The sequence below is a fragment of the Pontiella sp. genome, from assembly GCF_041622395.1.
GTDB lineage: Bacteria > Verrucomicrobiota > Kiritimatiellia > Kiritimatiellales > Pontiellaceae > Pontiella.
In genome coordinates this window covers 1-19,285 of the sequence record NZ_JBFJYW010000025.1, presented here as the reverse complement: position 1 = coordinate 19,285, position 19,285 = coordinate 1, and the positions used below count along the sequence as shown (strand labels likewise).

The 19,285-nt window shown below is 62.1% G+C and carries 14 protein-coding genes; 3 read left to right on the top strand and 11 right to left on the bottom strand.

The annotated features are described in order from the left end of the window. Positions 1-139: 139 nt before the first annotated feature. Together ABYO54_RS02700 and ABYO54_RS02695 are read right to left on the bottom strand one after the other, a co-directional pair. Positions 140-2,398 carry an ATP cone domain-containing protein gene (locus tag ABYO54_RS02700; protein WP_372806642.1) on the bottom strand — a complete coding sequence of 753 codons (2,259 nt, stop codon included), beginning with the start codon at positions 2,396-2,398 and terminating at the stop codon, positions 140-142. Between the two features lie 176 nt (positions 2,399-2,574). Continuing rightward, on the bottom strand, positions 2,575-4,317 hold the full coding sequence (locus tag ABYO54_RS02695) for a hypothetical protein (RefSeq protein ID WP_372806640.1): 1,743 nt from the start codon (positions 4,315-4,317) through the stop codon (positions 2,575-2,577). A 45-nt stretch (positions 4,318-4,362) separates the two neighbouring features. Here ABYO54_RS02695 and ABYO54_RS02690 point away from each other — a divergent pair, with 45 nt between their 5' ends. Continuing rightward, on the top strand, positions 4,363-5,448 hold the full coding sequence (locus ABYO54_RS02690) for a 1-aminocyclopropane-1-carboxylate deaminase/D-cysteine desulfhydrase (RefSeq protein WP_372806638.1): 1,086 nt from the start codon (positions 4,363-4,365) through the stop codon (positions 5,446-5,448). Here the strand turns inward: ABYO54_RS02690 and mnmE are convergent. The 4 genes from mnmE to ABYO54_RS02670 form a co-directional block, all read right to left on the bottom strand. Continuing rightward, a complete protein-coding gene (gene mnmE, locus ABYO54_RS02685) occupies positions 5,397-6,800 on the bottom strand; it encodes a tRNA uridine-5-carboxymethylaminomethyl(34) synthesis GTPase MnmE (protein WP_372806637.1) in 1,404 nt (467 codons plus the stop codon). The two genes, ABYO54_RS02690 and mnmE, sit on opposite strands and share 52 nt — an antisense overlap. A gap of 93 nt (positions 6,801-6,893) precedes the next feature. Beyond that, entirely contained in the window at positions 6,894-7,196 is a 303-nt protein-coding gene (locus tag ABYO54_RS02680; RefSeq protein WP_372806635.1) for a hypothetical protein, read from the bottom strand. 131 nt (positions 7,197-7,327) lie between these two features. After that, entirely contained in the window at positions 7,328-8,116 is a 789-nt protein-coding gene (locus ABYO54_RS02675; protein ID WP_372806633.1) for a M48 family metallopeptidase, read from the bottom strand. 86 nt (positions 8,117-8,202) lie between these two features. After that, positions 8,203-9,423, bottom strand: coding sequence for a DUF1015 domain-containing protein (locus tag ABYO54_RS02670; RefSeq protein ID WP_372806631.1), 1,221 nt, complete (start codon positions 9,421-9,423; stop codon positions 8,203-8,205). Between the two features lie 175 nt (positions 9,424-9,598). Here ABYO54_RS02670 and ABYO54_RS02665 point away from each other — a divergent pair, with 175 nt between their 5' ends. Then, positions 9,599-10,951: a response regulator gene (locus ABYO54_RS02665; RefSeq protein ID WP_372806629.1), complete on the top strand. Its 1,353-nt coding sequence runs from the start codon at positions 9,599-9,601 to the stop codon at positions 10,949-10,951. Here the strand turns inward: ABYO54_RS02665 and ABYO54_RS02660 are convergent. The 5 genes from ABYO54_RS02660 to ABYO54_RS02640 form a co-directional block, all read right to left on the bottom strand. Further along, the gene (locus ABYO54_RS02660; protein WP_372806627.1) at positions 10,923-11,906 is read right to left on the bottom strand and encodes an NAD(P)H-dependent glycerol-3-phosphate dehydrogenase; all 984 of its coding nucleotides are present in this window, start codon (positions 11,904-11,906) and stop codon (positions 10,923-10,925) included. The two genes, ABYO54_RS02665 and ABYO54_RS02660, sit on opposite strands and share 29 nt — an antisense overlap. A 45-nt stretch (positions 11,907-11,951) precedes the next feature. Continuing rightward, complete coding sequence (plsY, locus tag ABYO54_RS02655) at positions 11,952-12,560, bottom strand: glycerol-3-phosphate 1-O-acyltransferase PlsY (RefSeq protein WP_372806625.1); 609 nt, start codon at positions 12,558-12,560, stop codon at positions 11,952-11,954. Positions 12,561-12,568: 8 nt separating this feature from the next. Beyond that, entirely contained in the window at positions 12,569-13,948 is a 1,380-nt protein-coding gene (locus tag ABYO54_RS02650; RefSeq protein WP_372806623.1) for a hypothetical protein, read from the bottom strand. Further along, a complete protein-coding gene (locus ABYO54_RS02645; protein WP_372806621.1) occupies positions 13,945-14,511 on the bottom strand; it encodes a helix-turn-helix domain-containing protein in 567 nt (188 codons plus the stop codon). Before ABYO54_RS02645 ends, ABYO54_RS02650 begins: the two co-directional genes overlap by 4 nt. A 928-nt stretch (positions 14,512-15,439) precedes the next feature. Next, positions 15,440-16,972, bottom strand: coding sequence for a hypothetical protein (locus tag ABYO54_RS02640; protein WP_372806620.1), 1,533 nt, complete (start codon positions 16,970-16,972; stop codon positions 15,440-15,442). 652 nt (positions 16,973-17,624) lie between these two features. On the opposite strand from ABYO54_RS02640, the gene ABYO54_RS02635 reads away from it, so the two are divergent. After that, on the top strand, positions 17,625-19,285 hold a 1,661-nt coding region (locus ABYO54_RS02635), incomplete at its 3' end, for a cell surface protein (RefSeq protein ID WP_372806618.1).

Genomic DNA, 19,285 nt, shown 5'->3' with positions numbered 1-19,285 from the left:
GGTTTCTTCTTCCTAAAGCGGCGCAAGGTCAAACCCCTCGACCTTGCGCCGCTTCCTTTTTCGCCATCCCCCACCGGGAAAAGAAAAAGGCGCGCCCCGTTGCCGGAGGCGCGCCCATTGCCCGGAGGCGTTGCGCAGCTTACACGAGTTCGCAAGCGCCGCCTGCGCAGGCGATTTCGCCCTGCAGGTTGGTGGTGTCGTCCGCTTCCTGCATTTCGGTGTAGTCGACCGAACGGAACTTGGAAATGAGTTCGTTCCACAGGGTTTCGTCCTGGGCGGTGACCACCTCTTCGTGCGGGGCTTGCTGGTAGATTTTGTCGCCCGTGGCGGCCAGCATGCTGATGCCGGTGAAGTCGGCGCGGTTTTCCCAGATGTAGTCGGCCACCGCGTCCCACTCGCCCTCGCGCACCGTCAGGGTGTTGGAGACGTTGTGGTAGAGGCCGGGGTTCATCTCCGGACGCGCCGTGCCCGGCACCACCCAGTTTTGCTGGGTGGAGTGGACATACTTGAGCAGATCCATCGCCGACATCTCCGAACGCAGGATCGCTTTCTCCGGCGCCTCGACGCAGAAGGTAATCACATCGTCGGTCTTGTTGGCACTCCAGACGGACTCCTCGCACATGTGCGGATTGACTTCGTTGAAGAATTTATAGATCGGATCGGTCTTGTTGGCCTGCACCCGGCGGAAGTAGCGGCGGGCGTGGCGCGGATGGATGCCGGAAGCGGTTCCGAGCAACAGCGAGGTCGACCCGGCGGGCTTGACGCAGGTCAGGCGGGCGGCGGGTTCGGTGCCGATCTTCAGGGTAATCTCGCGGTTCACCTCGATGGCATATTTGGCCATCTTCTGCTGCAAGGTCGGATCGAGGGTGATTGCCGGCGAATCCATCATGCCCGTGATCGACACGCCAAGCAGCGCCTCGCGGCGGCAGAGCTTTTCGGTGGTTTCGCCCAGATACGGGAAGGTGGTGTAGCCCGCCTGCAACGTGCCGATGATGGTGGCGGCGCGCACGGCGATGCGGAAATCCTCTTCGGAGAGCAACTTGGCGCCATTGATTTCGGTCAGGTTGCAGAACTGCCAGCCCGACTCGATCGTCACGTTGCCGTCGGCATCCTTCACTTCGAGGTGCGGATTGAGGCCGATTTCGCAACACGGGTTGCAACCGTGGGAGAGGTCGTTGGCGAAGTAGAAGCCGGGCTCGCCCCACTCTTTCTGCTTGGTGAAGATCCGCAGGAACTGCGCCTTCGACGTTTCGTCGCGAATCAGCTTCACCGAGTTGTTGGAGCGGCCGCGCTGCGGATTTTCCTCGAACCAGTTGCCGCGCTTGGCGTTCATCATTTCCCCGTCGTCCGCCGAGAAAAGGCAGTTGGTGGCCGAACGGCGGACGCCGCCGGCGATCACCGCGTCGGCGGCATGCATCATCACATCGTAGCACTCGATCGGCTTGAGTTTGCGGCCGAGGGCGCCGTCGAGGATGTTGCGGCCGCGCTCGATGGCGCGGCGCAGCGGCACGTGGCCCGGGGCGCGGCCGCCGGAGGTGCTGAGCTTGGCGCCGCGCGGGCGGATCAGCGAATAGTTGAATTCAACGAGGTAGCCCTTCACATAGCTGTCGATCAGCGCCTGCATGGCATCGGCCCAGCCTTCGATCGTGTCGGGCACCGTGAAGTGGACCACGCGGCCCTCGTCGATGGCCGGCGCGAGCGGGGGCAGTTTGTCGACGTGCTCGAACTCGACGCTGAAACCGACGCCCGTGCCGCACAGCAGGAGATAGAGGCCTTCGGCGAAGAATTCCATGCGGTCGCAGATGCCGAAGGTGCAGTTGTACATGCGGGCGTGGTTGGTCTCGATGGCCTTGCCGCCAAACTGCATGGAGCGCATGGAGGGCAGGCAACGCTTTTCAAGCACCCGATCGAACGCCCAGCGGATATCCTCCGCGGCGGCCGGGAAGGTGCGCAGGTGCATTTCCCGCACGCGGTCGACCGCTTCGGCGAAGGTTTCGCGGCGACTGAGCTCGGGCAGGAAACGGGCATAGCGGCTGGCGAGCATGTAGTCCTGAATGGCGGAGGCATCGGGGCGCAGGCGCTGGTTGCGGGCCTGCTTGTGCTCTTCGCGGTAGAGAATGTAGGCCTTGGCCACTTCGTAGAGCCCGGCGCCCATCAGCTGCTGCTCCACCAAATCCTGGATGTGCTCGACATCCACCTCGTCCTTGCCGCGCTGCTGGTAGCCCTTGATGATGTTATCGAGCTTGGCGGTGATGTCGCGGACGATGGTCACCAGATGTTGCGGCACGTCGCCCTCGGTCAACACCGAGCTTTTGACGGCCTTTTCGATGGCCTTGTAAATCTTTCGTTCGTCGTAGTCGACGGTCGCGTAGTCGCGTTTCTTAACTTTTATAGACATGGGATTTCCCTTTTCCTTACAGCGCGTATCTCAGCGGTTTCATTGGGCGGGAGGAGCGTAAAACGCCACGGACAGGCATACAACATATAGTGCCCTCCCGAAAACGAACACACAATATAGAGCGAATTCCGGCAGTTGAAGGAAAAAATGAATAATTTGTTTTTGGGGGTGGTTGGCTAGGTATTTTGCTCGAGGCGGAGGCGTTCGATGCGCGTCTTGAGTTTCTCGGCCTCCTTCGTATCGCCATCATTCTGGTATACCGCAAGAAGCAACCCGAGCAGCCTCTCTTCGTAGGCGGGCGGGAAATCGTATTCCTCGACCAAATCCTCGACATACCCCTCCAGGAACTTCACCGCCTCGCGGGTTTGTCCCGACTCCTTCGTCACCTTTACGTACTGCTCGATCAGACCGGTGATCTTGTTGCCCTCGCCCTTCTGGTCGTCGAGCATCTGCTCGAGCTCCTTGCGGGCTTTCTTCATGTCGCCGGAATCGATGATTTGGCCGATCCGGTCGCGTTCGAAGGCGCGCGAAAGATCGTCGCGGTCATCGCCGACCGTCGCGGCGGCACTGCGCATCACCTCGTCGGCCTCGGCCTCGTGCCCGTCCTTGCGCAAGGCCGTCTCGATCAGCCGGGCGGATTCCACCAGAATGTCGGGATACCTGCGGAAGGCATCTTTCTTTTCTGCGAAGAGCTCGACCACCCCGTCGTAATCCTTTTGCCGAAGCAGCATCTCCTGCTCGATCTGCCAGGCGCGCAACATCTTGCCGGACAGCCCGCGGGCGAGCCGCGCGCACCGCAGGGCGCCTTCCGGATCGCGATCGAGCAGCACCTCGGCAATGGACACATAGATGCCGGCCTGCGCGGCATCGACCGAGTGCAGCGAGCGTTCGGAGGCATATTCCACGTCGTGGTCCGTCATGTTGCGAAACGTCTGCGGATGGACCGCGTAGCCGGTGGTGTAGGAATCGCCCTGATAGCGACCAACATCGAGCACCCAGTCGCCCGGGCCTTTCATATAGGCGAACCAGGCATGGTTGGCGCTCTTGCCCGAACCATGGAAATAGAGGGCCGGAATCCCGTGCGCCCGGGCGGTCAGCACCGCGAAATAGGCCTGGTCCACGCAGATGCCGCCGCGCGCCGCGATGTCGCGCAGGGTGTAGGTACCGCTGTCCCACGAAAACCGGGAGCCGTTGAGCCGCGAGTGGTCGTATTCGATATCGCTGTATTTCTTGTCCCAGCCGCCCAGCGAGCCATCCACCTGGTCGCGCGCCCACTCCCACTCGGCCATGGGCGCGGGCACCACCACGAAAACCAACTCCCCAGCCCCGAGCTTCCGGTAATCGATCTTGGCCGCGCTGCTCGAATAAAGCGCCTTGAAATAGTCGTAGACCTTAACGGGGTCCTTCTCCGCCGGCAGCAGGTCGCGCCCCATCTGGCCGTGCATCCGGCCGTCGCTGCGCTGGTCCATCACGACCGCAATCGCCAGCACCAGATCGTAGTATTCCGTGGCCCCGTCGGGATCATGTTGCCGAAGCCGGTCGATGATGCGGAAACATTCGTCCGGCTTGTCGCCGGGGTCGATCAGTTCCACCAGCGCATGAAGCCGCTGCCCCGAACCGAGGATCCATTCCGCCGTCGGCTTCGGCACCGCCGCCTGGCGCGACAGTTTCAGGAAACGGACGCAATCCGCCGTAGTCCCCAGCCGCACCAGCTCGCGCGAGGCGATACGGGAGCTCTTTTCCAGCTGTTGGCCCAGGTAGACCGACATCTTGTCGATGCCATCCAACGGGTTGCCGGCCACCACATAACCCAGGGTCGCCGCCCGCACTTGCTCGGACGTGGTTGCGGCCTGCGCCCCCGAAACGATCGCCAAGGCCAACCCGGCCACCCTGCTTATCTTATTTCGACACCAAATCATTCTGCGCTTCCTTGTGAGTATTCGACCCGCTAATTTATACGCACCATGAACAGACTTTTCAGCAACTTTCCGTCCGCCAATGTTTCCACCCTGCCGACGCCCATCGTGCCGCTGGCCAAGATCGGCGCGATGTACGGGCACGCCAACCTGTTCATGAAACAGGATAATCTCAGCGGCACCCCCTACGGCGGCAACAAGATCCGCAAGCTCGACTTCCTGCTCGGCGAGGCCCTCGCCGAAGGCCGCAAAAGCGTCATCACCTACGGAGCGGCGGGCTCCAACCACGCGCTGGCCACCGCCATTTGCTGCCGCTCGCTCGGCCTCAAGGCCATCTCCATCCTCGCGCCGCAGAAAACGAACGCCCACGTCCGCCAGAATCTGCTCATGCAGCAGGCCGTCGGCGCCGAACTGATTCTCTGCCCCGACTTCGGCGACTTCCCGGAGGCCACCCGGCAGGCGGCCGAGCGCTGCCGGCAGGCCGATGGCCTCGCGCCCTACATCATCCCCGCCGGCGGCACCAACGCCATCGGGGCCCTCGGCTTCGTCAACGCCGCGCTCGAAATGGCGGAGCAGCTCCAGCCCGACGTCATCTACATTCCCATGGGAACGGGCGGCACCCACGCCGGCCTGCTCGTTGGCCTCAAGCTCGCCGGCCTCGACACCCGCGTCGAAGCCATCCGCGTCGTCGAACCCGAATTCCGCGGCCGCTCCGACATCAAACACCTGTGCGACGAACTTTGCAGGAAACTCGAAACGGTCAATCCCCTTAACGGCCTTGGCGTGCAAACAAATCCCGTCGTTGAGGATTCCGATATCGTCATCCGCGACGAGTTTTTCGGCGAGGGCTACGGCCTTTCCACGCCGGAAGCCGAAGCCGCCGTCGAATGTTTCGGTGCCGCGGAAGGCGTCCATCTCGAAACCACCTACACGGGCAAAGCCACCGCCGCCCTGCTCCACGACCTCCGCTCCGGCGCGCTCGCCGGCCAGACCGTCCTCTACTGGAACACCCTCAATTCGCGCGACCTCGCCGCCCCAACCGCCGGCATCGACTACCGCGCCCTACCGCCCGAGTTCCACCCCTATTTCCCGATGCAGAAGCGCGAGAATATGTTTTCGAGCAGCTCTTCGTGATAGACGCGGCCGGTCACCTGCCCCAGCAACTCCAGGGCCGAGCGCAAATGTTCCGCCGCCAGCACCGCGTTTTCCTCGACGTTTTCATTCAGGAACGCGCGCGCCTGCCGGGCTTCGGCATGCGCCTGGATCAGCAAATGGCGGTGCCGTTCGGAAATGACCGCATGCGGCGGGGCGGCCAGGTCCGCCCCCTTTTCCAGCGTCAGGGCCATCGCCTGTTTCAACTCGCGGATTCCGTCCCCCGAAATCAAGGACGCTTCCACCACGCATGACGCGTGATCCGGGATTGGGAACGCGTGCCCCAAATCGACTTTGTTCAAGACGATGATGCTGCGCCCCGGATCGAACTTTTCCAGCCGGAGGCGGTCCTCCTCGTGAAGCGGCTGCGACGCATCGATCAGATAGATCGAGACATGCGCCTCCAGGGAATGGGCCTCGGCGCGCCGGATGCCTTCGGCCTCGATCTCGCAATCGGTTTGCCGCAATCCGGCGGTATCGATGATGCGCAGCGGAATGCCATCGAGGACAAAGCCCTCTTCGATGGTGTCGCGCGTGGTTCCGGCGGTGCTCGAAACAATGGCGCGGTCGAAACCCAGCAGCGCGTTGAGCAGCGTCGATTTCCCGGCGTTGGGGCGCCCGAGAATCACGACGCGCGCCCCTTCGCGCAGCAGGCGGCCCTCGTCCCACGTATCGAGCAGCTCATCGAGCGTCCGGAAGGTACGGTCGAGCAGCACGGCGATCCCGCTAAAGACATCGTCGGGCAATTCGTCCTCCACGAAGTCGAGGGTGGTTTCGAGGTTGGCGGCAACCTCCATGAATGCGTCGTAGATGGCATCGAACTGGCGGCTGAGCTTGCCCTCCATCTGCTCCAAGGCGGCGGCGGCCGCCCGATCGGAGCGGGCGCGGATGAGATCGAAGATGCCCTCGGCCTGCACGAGGTCGATGCGGCCGTTGAGGAAGGCGCGCTTGGTGAATTCGCCCGGTTCGGCCATGCGCGCGCCCGCTTCGAGCGCGCGGCGCAGGATGCGGCGCATGCCGACCGCCCCGCCATGGCCCTGGATTTCGACGACGTCTTCGCAGGTGTAGCTCTTGGGGGCGCGCATCACCAGCGCCAGCCCGGTATCGATTTCGCGGCCATCGGCCTCGACCACCTTGCCGTAGGCAAAGGTGCCGTGCTCGCGGGCGGAGACGGGCGTTTTATCCATCGGAAGAAAGAGCGCATCGGCGATGGGCCAAACCGCGGGGCCGGAAATGCGGACGATGCCCACCCCGCCTTCGCCGGGCGGCGTGGCAATGGCGGCGATGGTATCTGGATTATAAAGTGACATGCGGCGGATGATAACGATTTCCATTCGTTGGAAAAGCGGAATCCGCCCTCGCGCGGGGCAGCCACAAAAAAACCCCGTTCGGATACGACGGGGTTTTCGTTGCTCCACTCGAGCGGATTATTCCTCGGAATCGTCGTCGGAAGTTGTCTCGGTCTTGGCTTTTTTGGGTTTCTTGGTGGGTTTTTCGTCGGCGGTCAGCTTGCCGTCTTTGTTCTTGTCCATCTTGTCGAATTTGGCTTCAACGGCGGCTTGGTCGAACTCCGTGCCTTTCTTTTCAGCCATTTTCTTCTGCTGGGCTACGAACTGCGCCTTGGTGACGTCCTTCGGCTTGCTTTCGCCCTTGCCCTTTTTCTCGCCTTCGCCTGCCTGAACAGCCACTGCGACACATGCGATCATTGCCATTACTAACCACTTCTTCATGATTATGCTCTCCAACTGGAGGGTTTTAGTCCCGGCCTTTGCCCAATCCCAATCATGGCGCAACCCGATTGACTAACATATGGACGTAGATACTGCTTTTTTATTGGACATGTCCAATAGAAAAATCGCGTCTAGGGACGATAGTATTCCAGCGCCTCGGGCATGTGTTCGCGCAGCTTCTGGACGCGGGTGTTGTCGGACGGATGCGTACTGAGGAATTCCGGCGGTTTTCCGCCGCCGGCCGCCGCCATGCGCTGCCAAAAACCGACCGCGGCTTCGGGGTTGTAGCCCGCCATGGCCATGAAAATCAGCCCCATGCGGTCGGCCTCGCTTTCGTGCGCCCGCGAATAAGGGAGGATCGCCCCGATCTGGCTGCCGAGGCCATAGGCCTGCATCAGCGCCGCGTGATAGTCGGACTCGCTGGTGAACATCGAAAGGAAGGCGCCGCCGCCCTGCTGCAGCATCTGGAGGCTGATCCGTTCGTTGCTGTGACGGGCGACGGCGTGGGCAATCTCGTGGCCCATCACCACCGCAATGCCGGTCTCATCCTGGGTGTAGGGCAGAATCCCGGTATAAAACGCCACCTTTCCGCCGGGCATGCACCAGGCGTTGGGGGTGTCTTCGTCGATCAGGTTGAACTCCCAGGCAAAGCCGTCGAGCACGTCGGACTGGCCCCGCTCCTTGAAATATTGCTCGACCGCCGCGGAGATCCGCTGCCCGGCGCGCTTCACCATTTGGGTCTGTTGCCCGTTGGAAGAAAGCGGCCCGGCCTTGACGACCTCGGCATAGCTGGCGGCGCTCTCCGGCATCACCTGCGCATCGGGCACGATGTTGAGCTGCCTGCGCCCCGTCAGCGGCACCGTCGAGCATCCCGCAATCAACAGCGCCGTGGCCATGGAAAGGATAAATGTTTTTTTCATGGATGACCTCTCGTTCAACAAAACGGCCGACACCATACCCGCTCGGCGCGCGCAAATCAATTTCACATTCGGCCGCCGGCCGGGCGTTAATCCAACGTGTTGACCAGCAGGCCGGAGCGCAGCTTCGGTTCGAACCAGGTGCTCTTCGGCGGCATCAGCATGCCCGCGTCGGCCACGGCAAAGAGTTGGTCCATCGAGGTCGGGTACATCGAGAACGCCATCACGGCGCGCCCGTCGTCGACCCATTTTTCCAGCTCCCGGGTGCCCTTGATTCCGCCGATGAAATCGATGTCGTTGCTTTCGCGCGGATCAGCAATGTTCAGGATCGGGGCGAGCACCTCGTTTTGCAGGATGCTGACGTCGAGCGCCGCGACCGGGTCGGTGGCTTCCGGCATCTTCTTGGGGGTCAGGGTGCTCCAGGCACCGTCGATGTAGAGGCAGATTTCGCCCGCCTTGCGCGGCACGGCCACGCCGTTGGCGTCGATCTCGAACGCATCCTTCAGCGCCGCGAAGAAGTCTTCCTTGGACCCCGGCAGCGCGAGGATGACGCGGTTGTAGGCCAGGATCTTGAGCTCGCTCTGGGGGAACATGACGGCGAGGAACCAGTTGTAGGGCTCATCGCCGGTATGGTTCGGGTTGGCGGCGCGGCGCATGGCGCAGACCTTGGCGGCCGAGGCGGAACGGTGGTGGCCGTCGGCCACATAGGTGGCGGGGATTTCGCCGAAGGCCGCCTCGAGCGCGGCGGCGTCGGCGAATTTCCAAACGGTGTGCTTCACGCCGTCTTCGGCGGTGAAGGCGTAGAGCGGCTCGGTGGCCTTGGTCGCCTCCACGGCGGCATTGATGGCTGGACGGTCGCGGTAGGCGAGAAAAACGGGGCCGGTGTTGGCATTCTGCCGGTCGACGTAGCGAATGCGGTCCTCTTCCTTCACGCGGCGGGTCTTTTCGTGGATCTTGATCTTGCCGGTTTCGTAGTCTTCCACATGGCAGGTTGCCACGACGCCGTATTGCACGTGGTCGCCCATCTGCTGCGAGTAGAGATAGATCGACGGTTTTTCTTCGCGCACCAGCACGCCGTCGCGCATCAACCGTTCGAGGTTCGCCTTGGCCCGGTCGTAGACCGCTTCGCTGTAGGGATCGGTACCCTCGGGAAGATCGATTTCGGCGCGGACCACATGCAGGAAGCTGTCGGGATTGCCCGCGGCCAGCGCCGCCGCCTGCTTCGTGTCCACCACATCGTACGGAACCGATGCCACGCTCGTCGCCTTGCCTTCCGCCGGTCGCCACGCCTTGAATGCCTTTACTCTCATTCCGAAATCTCCCCAAGGGTTAAATTTGAAGGGGCGAACCATAATGCGCTCCGGGCGGATTGTCAAAATCTGCGCCGCAAAACCTCCTGGCGCGCCGGCACTTTCTTGAAAGAAATGAAAGATATGGCACCGAACCTGCTATTAAAAAAACGACCATTTAAACCGGGAAGCGAATATGACATCGATAGCAGAACAGATCAGACCCAAGGGAAACAGGCCCTCCGATGCCGCCACCGTTGCCGCCAGCGAGGCCGCCGCCGAGGCCGCTACCGAGGCTGCCGCCGAGGCCGCCGCCGCGCCGAGCGATGCGCAGCCGCCGGCCGACGCCACGAGCCTGACGGGAACCTTCCTTTCCGCCACCAGCCACGATATCCGCAATGCCCTCAACGGGATTGTCGGCATGGCCCAACTGATCTCCGACACCCACCTGACGGTGGAACAACGAAACTGCCTCGAAACCATCCTGCAATCCACCACCGGATTGCTGAAGACGGTCAACTATGCCTTGGATATCTCCAAGATCGAGGCGGGCCAGATGGAGCTGAGCGAAACCTCGAGCGACCTGAGCGCGGTGAGCAACCGGTTGCAGCGCGCATTCCGCCCACTGGCCCAGCAGAAGGGCGTGGAGCTCAAATGCGTATGCACCGACAACGTGCCGCTTTCCGTCATGTGCGACGAAGCCATGATCGAGCGCGTACTGGGCAACCTGTTGCACAATGCCCTTGAGCGCACCGCCGCGGGATCGGTCGCGCTCCATATCGAGTGCACCAACAAAAGCCCGCAAGGGGCCGAACTTTCATTTAAAGTCATGGACACCGGCGTGGGCTTGAACCAAACGCTGCTGGAGGCCCTGAAAGAAGCGCCAAACGGCAACAAGATGGATTCGTTCCGCCGCTTGAGCCAGACCGCCGGCATGGACCTGGCGATCAGCAAGCAGCTCATCGAGCTGATGGACGGGACGTTCGACGTAATCTGCCCGAAGAACGAAGGCTCGATCTTCTCGATCAACCTGACGCTTTGCCAGGCCAACCGTCCGGCCCCGATCCTGTTGGCGGGCGGCCCGCGCATCACGACCATTGCGTCGGAAACCCGGGTGTTGCTGGCGGAAGACAACAAGCTCAACCAGAAAGCCACCGAGTCGATCCTGCGCAAGGCCGGCTGCCACGTGGAGGTGGTCGACAACGGCAACACGGCGGTACAGCGGGTGCGCGAGCGCAACTACGATTTGATTCTGATGGATTGCCAGATGCCGGTCATGGATGGCTTCGAAGCCACCGCCCTGATTCGCGCCGCCGAAGACGGCTCCCGGCGCGTACCGATCATTGCCCTGACCGCCAACGCGCTCAAAGGCGACCGCCAAAAATGCCTCGACAGCGGCATGGATGGCTACCTGCCCAAACCGGTCGGGCGCCAGGACCTCATCGACACCATCAACAAATTCGCCCTCAAGAAAGAAGAGCCGGTCGCGGCGGAACCCGACGTGCCCGAAGAAGCCGAATCTACTCTGGTTTGGGAGCCCGCGACATAAGATCGAGGACGGCCTGACGCGGATCCTTCCCTTCGTGGACGACCGCGTTGACCTGCTCCGTAATCGGGACGGAAACACCCTTTTCGTCGGCCAGCTCCTTGGCGGCCTGGCAGTTCCAGACCCCTTCGGCCACCATTTTCATGGAAGCCATGATCTCCTCGAGCGTTTCGCCTTTGCCGAGGCGTTCGCCAACGCCGCGGTTGCGGCTGTGCCGGCTCATGCAGGTGACCATCAGATCGCCGATGCCGCTGAGCCCGGCAAAGGTTTCGGGCTTGGCGCCCAGCGCGGTGCCGAGTCGGGTGATTTCGGCGATGCCGCGCGTCATGAGCGCGGCCTTGGAGTTGTCGCCGAAGCCCATGCCGTCGGAAATCCCCGCCGCGACGGCGATCACGTTCTTGAGCGCACCGCCGAGCTCAACGCCGACGACGTCGTCGAGGGTGTAGACGCGGAAGGCGTCGTTCACGAACAGGTTCTGGATTTGCTCGGCGATGGCATGGTCGTGCGCCGCAATGGCGACGGCGCAGGGGACGCCGCGGGCGACCTCCTCGGCATGGCTGGGGCCGGACAGCACGGCGACCGGGCGCCCGAGAATGGCTTCGGCCGTTTCGCTCATGCGTTCGTGCGTCCGCTCGTCCAGCCCCTTGGTGGCGCTGACGATCAGGGCATCGGCCGGAATGAAGGGCTTGAAGGCTTCGACGACGGGCTTGTAGAACCGCGATGGCACCACCAGCACGACGAGCCCGGCATCTTGGACGGCCTCGGCGTGGTTGGACGTCCACTTGAGCGAGGCAGGGACCTGGACGCCGGGCAGATAGGTTTTGTTTTCGCCGGAGGATCTGATCTCTTCGAGATATTCCTCGAACGGCCCCCACACGGTGGTGTCGTGTCCGTTGCGGTCGAGTACCATGGCCAGGGCCGTGCCCCAGCCGCCGTCGCCGATTACAGTTACCTTCATAATCAAATCCTTCCTTAATAAAGCCGGATCGGCGGGATGCCGTTCCTACTTTTTCTTTCCAAAGCGGTTTTCGGTGCCGTTGAGCAGGCGCTTGACATTGGCGCGGTGGAGCCAAACCACCAACACCGCCAGCAGCGTCAGGGCAACGTTTACGACCAGCCCCTTGTCGCCCTGCACCCAGACGGTCGCCGCGCAGACGAGCGCGGCAACGATGGACGCCAGCGAGACGTAACGGGAAATCAACACGGTGGCCAACCAGCAAAGGAATCCAACGCCAACCGCCAGCGGCGCCACGCCGAGCAGCAGGCCCGCACTGGTGGCCACGCCCTTGCCGCCCTTGAACTTGAGATAGACCGGAAACGTATGCCCGAGGATGGCCACCAAACCAAACAGCACGCCCCAGTCTTCGGAATAACCCTCGACCACCAGCGCCCCCAATCGGGGGAATACGAAGGCCGGGATGAATCCCTTGAGCGCATCGAGCGTGAAGGTGAAGATCCCCCACCCTTTGCCAACCACGCGAAAGACGTTGGTGGCTCCGATGTTGCCGCTGCCTTGCGCGCGGATATCCACCCCCTGCGTCTTGGCCACCAACAGCCCAAACGGGACGGCTCCGAATAAATAGGCCGCCACGGCCAAAAGTAGTGTCATCATGATTTCCCCTAATCTCCGAAGAGCCAGCCCCCCAGCTTCTTCAGGTCTTTTTTCAGCTCCTCGTCCTTCCCGATCTCTTTGACCTGCTCGCCCAGAAGATCGACGATGGTATCCGTATTGATCGGGGAAGGCGCGTTTGTAGCGGAAGCTTTTCCGTCTGCCAAATCCTTTAGGACTTTCTTTACGGTGTCGCTTTTACCGATCGCCTTGACCTCCTTGCCGAGGGCTTCGACCGCGGCCTCGACGACCGCGGCCCGATTGGTCGGGACCGCCGCGATGCCGGTCTGTTCCTCCACGACGCCCTTGAGCAGGGAATCCAAAAGGGTTCCGGCATTGCCGCCGATGGCCGCCATCGCGGCCCCCTGCCAATCGGCCTGCGGCCGCTGCAAGGTGCCCTGCACCGCCACCGGGAAACGCAGGGTGCCGACCGACGCCATGCCGCCGAGCTCCTTCGCCAGGCGCGCCTCCAACCGCACGTTTTCCAGGCTCAGGGTCACGCGCGAATTCTCGAAGCGGTTTTCCCGGCAGTGGAACACGGGTTCCAGACCGAAGGGATCGGAGCGGATCCGCAGCTCCTCGTAGATCTCCTCCATGATCTTCGGATCGATTTCGAGGATCTTGCCGGAGAGGTCGAACGACAGCCGGTTCGGGTCGGTGACGGGGGCGAGGCTCATCCGCAGGTCGGTCGCAAAGCTACGGCGGTCGTCGCCCAGCGCACCGACGACCGAAACCGCGCCCCAGGGAACGGCCGGATCGCGCTGGGTCGAAAGCCCCTGCCCGATCACGGTCAAATCGAGCGCGATATCGAGCTTCTTCAACTTCAAATCGACGTAGCGCAGCTCGGCCTTGCACAGAATGGCGTCGAACAGCATTTCCGGCAGCGGTTTGGCCTCGGGCGCCGGCAGTTCCGGTTCGGGCGCTTTTCCGGGAGGGGTTGGCTCCGCCGGCCGGCCGGGTTCGCCCGTCGGCTCGGCCGGGCGCTGCGCGAGGCCCTCGCGCAGCATATGAATGTTCAGATCGCCCTTCTTGTTGCGGACCACGTTGACCAGCGCGCGGCGGATTTCAACCCGCTTGACGTGGATCGGCTTTTGCCGGATCAGCGACACAAAATCGACTTCGACCCGCATGCGCTCGACCGACGCCAGGTTTTCCAGCAAAAACCCCTCCGGATTGCGCACCTCGACGTCGTCCAAAAACAGCACCCCCTCGGCGAGATTGATCGACAGCTTGCCGACCCGCGCATCGAGGCCCGTCTCCTGTTTGATCCGCGGCAGCACCACATCGCGCATCGCCCCCGTCAGCCCGAAGAGCATGACCAGATGGACGATCCCGAGGATCGCCGCCCCCAGCACAAACATTAACCCCAAAACCTTGAATGTCTTTTTCATACGTATCCCTCCGACACGAAAACGGCCGCAACCAAGGCCTTCGCCAATCCGCCCGTCGGCTCCAAAAGGCGGATGGTGCCTCCGTCATGGACGACGATGCCGCGCTTGGCCAGCTTGTCCAGATGGCGGTAGAGCGCCTGCGGCGAAACCTGCGTCCGGGCCGACAGCACCGCCGCCTCCAACGGCCCCGGCCCCAGCGCCTTCACGATCCGGATGCGGCGCGGATGGGTGAAGGCCGTCGCGGCCTTGGAAACCGACGCGAACGCAACCTTCTCGCCGCAACAATCCCGCAGGGCGGCCACGACCGGTGCGGCATACGGAATCTTCGGGTTGCTCCGCGGCGCATAGACCACGAACCGCCCCTGCCGTTCCGACGCAATCAACCCCTCCGACTCCAAGGCATGAAGATAGAGACTGGCCACCGGCCGGCTCATGCCCGCTTGCTCGGCCAGGGAACCGGTATTCGCCGCCCCCCGCTCAAACAGCGCGCACAGCAACCGCCAGCGCTTCGCGTTCGCCAGCAACCGGCACATGTGCCAAAGCGTTGGATGCAATCTCTCCATGCCCACCTCCGTGCCCCACACGTTTAAACGTCTGATGCAACCCGTCTTTACCCGATCCGCGGCGCCCAAGGCAAGGCCAATCCCCCCGCGCGCCACCGCCGCGACACGCCCAAAACAGGGAAATTTATATGAAATCATGCTTGTAAACCGACTCAAAGCCAGTATGTTCCGTCGCAAATGAAACCGTAGTGGTTTTTTTACTGTTTTTTTGAACATATATTCAGTGCGGGGTCTAAGACGACATGCTTCATTGAATCACAATTTAAAATGGGTCCTTATTGTTGGGTTCCCGTTTTTCGGCGCAAGGTTTTCCCTCCTCTTTTCCTTGCGCCGTTTTTTTGTGCCCGGCCCCCCGCCCGCACTTTCTTTACCACGGAGCGGAGAAACCGGTACGCGGCGTCCTCCCGAAGCCAAATGTACGGCGACTGCCCGGAATGCAGCCGCGGTTCTGATTGCGGCGGCAGGAAGATTGCGTGGCACCGGATTCCGATCCGGTGTTTTCCGCCACCCCGAACCCCGGCATGGAAACCGGGCTTCGCAGGTCCATCGCAGCGAGGTCAGAGCGAATCTTGCCGGTGGCCAGGCAGGGAAAGACCGGCAGGCTGCCGGTCCTACGCTCTTACCAACAGGGACCGTACCGCAGGCGACCCGCCTGCCTCGGCGTTCCGAGTCTACGCCGGAAGGAAGATTGCGTGGCACCGGATTCCGATCCGGTGTTTTCCGCCACCCTGAACTCCGGTATGGAAACCGGAGCCACGGAGCCACCTCGCAGCGAGGTCCGAGCGAAGAGGGTCTGCTTTCAAGAAGCATGACCGCCGTAATCATCCTTTGCTCAGGCACAAATCGGTGAAGAAGCACAAAAAGAAAACGCGGCCTCCGCAAAAAACGGAGAACCGCGTCCGACACGATCGCGTCAGCGAACGGAGATTTACTTCAGTTCCACCCGGAAGAAGCCGGCGGCGCCTCCATCGGGAACGTCCACCACCAGGCTGGTGTGCGATCCCGCGGCGGTGACATTGGTCACCGCCTGCCACGCATCGCCCAGCTCGGCGACCCACTGGATTTCGTAGTCGCGGTCGGCCATGCTGTCGAACGCCAGCGTGATGCCCGCCAGCGACGCGCTGGTCATGGCCGCGGCGAACGGCTGGACGGTCACGCCGTCGGCGTCCCACCACTTGCCCACTTCGTCGCGCACCCGGAAATCATACGATCCGCCCAGCTCCAGCCCCGGAACCAGGAAGCGCGCAAACGCCGTCGGTCCGGCAGTCACCTCCACCGAGCCCGTCCAGACCACCTCACCGGCCGCATTCATCAGCGCCAGCTGGATCGTTCCGTCCGCCTCGACATCGTACGCCACAAACTCAACCACCACCCCTTCCGACGTCTGGAACGCCCGCAGATCAATCCCCGAGCTCGTCGCCGTGGCACCGGAAGATGTCGTCGCATAGTCCGACTCGATCCCCAAGGTGGTGCTGAAGGCCGTGACCTTGAACCAATGAGTTCCTGTTGCTAGATCTTTAACAGTATAGCTGGCAGCATCTGCGGCGGCGGGAGTCAGCTTCGTGTAAGTCCCGCCCTCACTGGTCGAATGATAAATATTAAAGCCTTCCTCTATAGAGGAGTTATCGGTCCACGTCAGCTGTATATCGTTTATGACGCCATCCCCATCCGCAGCGATGACGCTCGAAGTAAGATCGCTGGGCGCGGCCGGCTTTTCAATAACGGTTCCTTCAACAACAATTTGGTCGTAGTCCGTTCTCGAGCTGCTCGTACTGCCGGAGCCGCCCCACAGATAGATGCGGAACTCGACGGAGCTAATACCTTGAAATTTTGTATTTCCGGAGAGGTTGACAAAGAAGTCGTCCCAATCACTCAGCCCTTGAGTAACCTTGATCTCTTGGTCTGAGGCAAACAACGCGTCTGTAGTTGCCCATGCACTCGTATCTCCACTAACCTTGGCCAGAACGTTGAAGAATTCCGCCGGCCTATTATTAGTGAGGCTAGCGATCGCCGCGGCCACCGAAAACCCGCTGAGATTAAGCCCAAAATCTCGATTCGCAGTGATGGTGAACGTCACGTAGTCGTTGCCGGAGATTGCTGCCGCGAGACTGGTTCCATTACAGTCGTTAGCCGTTCCGCTGAAGTTACCCGCTAGAGTCGAGCCAAAAGTCGTTCCGCTGGCCGCCTTACCGGTGTTGTCACCAATGGTTTGCTGCAAGACAAAATCTGACGCCCCCCCGGACCCGCTGACAGTGGTGGTGCTAACGCCAATTGCAACAATAGTCGCGTCGAGCGTCCCTGAGTCAGGTGTACCAAAATCATACCCGGCCAGAATCGCCGCATTCGACGCGCCCGCCAGCCCCAGCGCCAGCGCGGCCATTCCAATAATTTTTCTCATCGTGATCTCCCTTTGTGTTTTTCGTGCCCTGTCCAGCACCGCATCTTCCAAAACCATTTTCATCGAAACCTAAAGATGGTCGCAAAAAATCCCCCCTCTGCCTATCCCCTGAAAAGGGTATTTTTCAGGATCTTCGTTGAGTTTCATGGTGATGGAGGCCGGACAGGAGAGGTTTTTAGACCGGATTCCGATCCGGTGTTTTCCGCCACCCTGAACTCCGGTATGGAAACCGGAGCCACGGCATGGAAACCGGAGCCACGGATCAAAACGGATTGGGAGATCGGTGGCCGCAAGAGCCTGCGGAATGCATCTTTGGGATCTTTGCGCACTTTCGTGGCAACAATCCCGACGGCATGCGCCGGGCATCGGCCACGGAGCCACCTCGCAGCGGCGGCTCTACCAGACACCACACCGCGCCGGCTTCCGTGCGGCGCGGTCTATCGATCATGGAGCGGCACGGGCCCCGTGCCTTGGTTGCGAGAGCCCCCGGAATGCATCTTTGGGATCGTTGCGCTCTTTCGTGGCAACAACCCCGACGGCATGCGCCGGGCATCGGCCACGGAGCCACCTCGCAGCGGCGGCTCTACCAGACACCACACCGCGCCGGAGCGGACGAGTTTTGGTGTCCATGGTTTGCGTTGGGGGGCGTTCTTTGTGACATTGATCCGGCCCCTTTTTTCGGGGACCTTTCGTTGATTCGAACCCAAAATCTTGTATGAAAATTGTACCCGTCATCCTAGCGCTGCTCACGACACTTTCGGCCGGTCTTGCCCAAAGCTATCTCTCGCCGAGCGACGTGGTTCTTTCGAAGGACCGCAAAACCATCCACATCGTCGCCGGCACATCGAATCAATTGCTGGATTTCGACCTGACGACGCGGACGGTGGTGCGGACGACGGCCTTGCCCGGCGAACCGACCAACGCGACCCTTTCGAAAAACGGGAAGACGCTCTACGTTACCGGCGGCGGGCCTAACGGCCGGGTCTGGGTGGTGGAAGACGGCCGGGTGGTCCGCGAAATCGAAGCGGGCCATACGCCGATGGCGCCGATCCTTTCGCCCGACGGCGCCACGCTCTATGTCTGCAACCGCTTCGACACCGAGGTTTCGTTCATCGACCTGGCCTCGGGAAAAACCACGGCCCGCGTGGCGGTGCTGCGCGAACCGACCGCCGCCGACCTGACGCACGACGGACGCTTCCTGTTCGTCGGCAACCATATCCCCGACGGCCGCGCGGACGTCGATTATGTCGCCTCCAAGATTTCGGTCATCGACACCGCGACCCGGGAAGTCAAAACCATCCCCTTGGTCAACGGGGCCGAGGGCGTGCGCGGCGTACGGATCTCCCCCGACGGCAAGACCGTCTTCGCGACCCACCTGATGGCGCGCTTCCTCGTTCCCACCACGCAGCTGGAACGCGGCTGGGTTTCGACCGATGCGCTCAGCGTGATCGACGTCGCCTCGCAGGAGCTCAAATACACCGTGCTGCTCGACGATGTCGACCGGGGGTTTCCGAATCCGTGGGCGATCGGCTTTTCGAAGGACGGCCAGACGCTGGTGGTCTCCTCGGCGGGCAACCATGAGATCAGCCTGATCGATCTGCCGGCCATGACGGCGAAGGTTGCCGCCGAAGCGCAGGCGACCGCGGGGGCGGCGCACCTCAACGCGCACAACAACCTTTCGTTTCTCTCCGGCATGCGCAAGCGCATCCCGCTCGAAGGCAAGGGCCCGCGCTCGCTGGCGGTCGACGGGGAATTCATCTATATCGGCAACTATTATTCCGACACGCTCGAAGTGGTGCGCGTCGCGGAGGACTGGAGTACGCGCAGCGGCGTCTTTCCGCTGGGCCCGCCACAGGAATTGACCGCGGAACGGCAGGGCGAAATCTTTTTCAACGACTCGGCGCTGTGCTTCCAGAACTGGCTCAGCTGCGCCACCTGCCATCCGGACGCGCGCACCGACGCCATCAACTGGGACCTGCTCAACGACGGCATGGGCAACCCGAAAAACGTCAAGACGATGCTGCTATCGCACCAGACGCCGCGCGCGATGTGGCTGGGCGTACGCGCCGATGCCAAAACCGCCGTCCGCGCCGGCATCCGCCACATCCAGTTCGCCGTGCGGCCGGAAGCGGATGCGGAGGCCATCGACGCCTACCTCAAGAGCCTGCAGCCCGTGCCCAGCCCCTATCTGGTCGACGGCGAATTGAGCGCGAAGGCGCAGCTTGGCCAGGCGGTTTTCGAACGGCTCGGCTGCAACCACTGCCACCCCGCCCCCTACTACACCGACTTGCAGATGTACGACATGGGCACCACGAAGGGGCAGGACGAAGGCTTGCCGGTCGATACCCCGCACCTGATCGAGGCGTGGCGCACCGC

What these genes read in the sequence shown, in the direction of transcription:
- ABYO54_RS02700 (WP_372806642.1), bottom strand. Translation starts at nt 2,398, where the DNA reads ATGTCTATAAAAGTTAAGAAACGCGACTACGCGACCGTCGACTACGAC.
- ABYO54_RS02695 (WP_372806640.1), bottom strand. Translation starts at nt 4,317, where the DNA reads ATGATTTGGTGTCGAAATAAGATAAGCAGGGTGGCCGGGTTGGCCTTG.
- ABYO54_RS02690 (WP_372806638.1), top strand. Translation starts at nt 4,363, where the DNA reads ATGAACAGACTTTTCAGCAACTTTCCGTCCGCCAATGTTTCCACCCTG.
- mnmE (WP_372806637.1), bottom strand. Translation starts at nt 6,800, where the DNA reads ATGGAAATCGTTATCATCCGCCGCATGTCACTTTATAATCCAGATACC.
- ABYO54_RS02680 (WP_372806635.1), bottom strand. Translation starts at nt 7,196, where the DNA reads ATGAAGAAGTGGTTAGTAATGGCAATGATCGCATGTGTCGCAGTGGCT.
- ABYO54_RS02675 (WP_372806633.1), bottom strand. Translation starts at nt 8,116, where the DNA reads ATGAAAAAAACATTTATCCTTTCCATGGCCACGGCGCTGTTGATTGCG.
- ABYO54_RS02670 (WP_372806631.1), bottom strand. Translation starts at nt 9,423, where the DNA reads ATGAGAGTAAAGGCATTCAAGGCGTGGCGACCGGCGGAAGGCAAGGCG.
- ABYO54_RS02665 (WP_372806629.1), top strand. Translation starts at nt 9,599, where the DNA reads ATGACATCGATAGCAGAACAGATCAGACCCAAGGGAAACAGGCCCTCC.
- ABYO54_RS02660 (WP_372806627.1), bottom strand. Translation starts at nt 11,906, where the DNA reads ATGAAGGTAACTGTAATCGGCGACGGCGGCTGGGGCACGGCCCTGGCC.
- plsY (WP_372806625.1), bottom strand. Translation starts at nt 12,560, where the DNA reads ATGATGACACTACTTTTGGCCGTGGCGGCCTATTTATTCGGAGCCGTC.
- ABYO54_RS02650 (WP_372806623.1), bottom strand. Translation starts at nt 13,948, where the DNA reads ATGAAAAAGACATTCAAGGTTTTGGGGTTAATGTTTGTGCTGGGGGCG.
- ABYO54_RS02645 (WP_372806621.1), bottom strand. Translation starts at nt 14,511, where the DNA reads ATGGAGAGATTGCATCCAACGCTTTGGCACATGTGCCGGTTGCTGGCG.
- ABYO54_RS02640 (WP_372806620.1), bottom strand. Translation starts at nt 16,972, where the DNA reads ATGAAAATGGTTTTGGAAGATGCGGTGCTGGACAGGGCACGAAAAACA.